This window comes from Corynebacterium sp. HMSC05D08, assembly GCF_001807215.1.
GTDB lineage: Bacteria > Actinomycetota > Actinomycetes > Mycobacteriales > Mycobacteriaceae > Corynebacterium > Corynebacterium striatum.
Genome location: NZ_KV788367.1, coordinates 1 through 2,606 on the forward strand (window position 1 = coordinate 1; position 2,606 = coordinate 2,606).

Here is a 2,606-nt window from a genome sequence, read left to right on the forward strand (position 1 = left end):
GCTGTCTCATATTTCTTAATGGATGCCATAAGATAGACCTGTCCTGTCTTTTGATGGGATGGGATATGCCGCCCCTGGTGCTCAAAGTTTGGCGGTGGAGAGCACCGGGGCGGTTTGACGCTAAAAATCAAGCATTTGTTGCGTTGGAGAATTTCTCGAGTTGACGCGCTCGAAAAGATTCTCAAACTGAGCTTTATCTTCGGAAGCCTGCATGAGCGTGGTCACCTGATTAATCTGGCGCTCAAGGTGAGTGACACCGATGTCATCGGTTAAATGCTGATGGTGCTTTCGCGGTCGGTTTCCCTGCTCATTTTTGGGATTAAGGTTTTTGAGACGCTCGAGAACTCCGGCAGGCATTGGCTCGTAGATGTGCTTGTTTATGAATTTCCCTACGTACTGCGGGTGATGGTTATTTCCGGCTTCAAATTTCCATCCCTGCAGTCGGTAGATTTCTTTGAAAAAAGACTCGGGAAAGGTTCTTACCCAGGGGCGAAAAGCCTCTGCGATATACGCGTCTAGGAGACGTTGGAGTTCATTTTTTGCTCTTGTTTCCTGGTATCCAGTGGCTTCATCAACAAGTGCGGTAATACCTACGAGGGATAGGGCTTTCACTACTCTCCGTGCTGCGGCCGCAGCAGGGAGTTGGTTGGGAATTAGGACTTCGTCTTCTTCGGCGTCCATGTAGACATTGCAGATGCGGGGTAAGATTTCTGCATTGTACCCACTTTTTTCTTGTTTATTGTCGCCAATCCGGTATTGGACGCGTTCGAGCTGTTCTTTAAGCTCCGGAGTGATATAGGGAGTTAGATTGTTAGCCTCGAGAAAAGGGGGGCGGTTGTCGTTTCGCGTTCGGCGCCCGCTGGATTGGGATCTACCAAGTATTGCCATGATCGAGGCTTGGCTTATGATGCGCCGTCCGTCAGTGAGTACGTAGCAATCCAGGGTTGTGTCGGCGATTTCGATGGTGCCTTGGTGCGTTGCACGTTCGACTTTCTTTCCCCAGCGTTTGTCGGCTGCGTTTTGTGCGGCAACTTTTCTGGGGTCAGGTTTTGGCAGTTTTCCATTATGCGTATTCATATTCGCATTATATCATGAGGTTATTCGGGGGGTGTGCGCGCATATTCTGAACTGCTAATATAGTGTGTTTTCGCTGGTCGGTTTCTTAGGCTGCGCGGTATGCGGATTGCAAAACGCATGGCCTCTCGAGCCTATTGCTGCCACCCTTCACCCTCTTGATTTCCACGTCGCCGGGGTGAATGGGTGGCCATTTTTTGTGTTTTACGTTTGCTTGCCGAACGGCCCCTTCAAGCCTCGACGTGTCACAAAATGGTGGATGATGACTGCTAACCAAATAAACGCAATCACCGGCCCAATAACTGGAATATTTGAAAGTAATGCCACCAGGAAGAAGACAACCGCCATGAGCGTCCACCACAGAGCGTTAGAGCCGCGGCCCTGCTGCGTCAATGGGTCCGGGGATTTGTCGAAGTACCGCAAGATATTTGCGCACTGGTTGACAGTGGCGTAGTCGATCCTTGGCGCCTTGTTACCTGGGAAGTGTTGGCCGATTTGTCCACGTACGTATCCACGTTGGAAGGGCGTGGCACGTTCAGAATCGTCAGGGGATAGGAGCATCTCCCAAGGGGGACCTGCCACAGGTGTAGCGAATGCTACCGGCTCCACATAAGCAGCCGTTTGGTGTTCGAAGCTCTTTTCTTCGGGGGATGGCTTGATTGCTGCATCGTCCCGCTGCGAGATGTAGGCATTCGGAACGCTGTAGTCGTCTGGGTCAGGTTCGAATGGTACGAGTTGGGGGAGTGGAGCTACTTCTGGGTTTAGGCTTTCGTCGTCCATTTCATTTGCTCGTAGCAGGTGCAAGGTAACTTCTGCTGCAATGGCGGATCCTTGAATGGTTGCGTAGCAAACGGCATCGAGTCCTTGTGCATCGAGGTGCTCGATGGCGGGGAGCATTTTCTCGCCGGAGGCTTTCGTGAGCTCACCGATTCGTTCCCCGTCGAGTCGAACCTCCACGCCTACACGGACATTCTTTGCGCCTAGATTAGCCTTGTGCAGTGTGACGAACAGTGGGCCCTTACCTGATTCCGGGACGTAGTCTTGCAAGACGTCGAAGTGATCCGATTCTTTTGTGACTTGAATCGGTTTTCCGTAGGGGATTAGGCCCCATCCGTCTAGCGGTGGGTTGTTTAGCGGAACGTTTAGGCCCGGGTCAAGGAGGGCGATTGATAGATCCATTCGCGGGTCAGGGCTAAAGAGGTCACCTGAAATCCAGAGCCGGGCATTTGTTTCCGCAAAGGTTCCGCTTGCGCAGATGCGGGCAATTTCTGGGTAATAGGTTTTGGCCACGTCGGATGGAATGTAGCCCAGAATGTCGTTGCCATTGCGGACTGAAATGGCCTTCCCTGACTTCGAGTATGGGTTGTCAGGTTCGCAGACGAGGGCGACTTTAAAGAAGTATTCGTTCGTGCTTTCACTGTTCGAGGTGTACGCGGCTTTGCGTATTTCGTCGCGGTGGTAGTACTCGCCGTTGATTGGGATGTTGCACCAGGTGCTGTTGATAGTTGGAAGAGGATAGGAGCTGGTCATGC

2 protein-coding genes are annotated in these 2,606 nt (G+C 52.0%); both read right to left on the bottom strand.

Annotated elements, in window-relative coordinates; genetic code table 11:
• Positions 1-120: 120 nt before the first annotated feature.
• On the bottom strand, positions 121-1,077 hold the full coding sequence (locus HMPREF3148_RS12985; RefSeq protein WP_061921449.1) for a P63C domain-containing protein: 957 nt from the start codon (positions 1,075-1,077) through the stop codon (positions 121-123).
• Positions 1,078-1,278: 201 nt separating this feature from the next.
• A partial coding sequence (locus HMPREF3148_RS13780) for a hypothetical protein (RefSeq protein ID WP_070509300.1) occupies positions 1,279-2,606 on the bottom strand: 1,328 nt, incomplete at its 5' end.

Coding starts and splice junctions, on each gene's coding strand:
- HMPREF3148_RS12985 (WP_061921449.1), bottom strand. CDS start 1,077: ATGAATACGCATAATGGAAAACTGCCAAAACCTGACCCCAGAAAAGTT.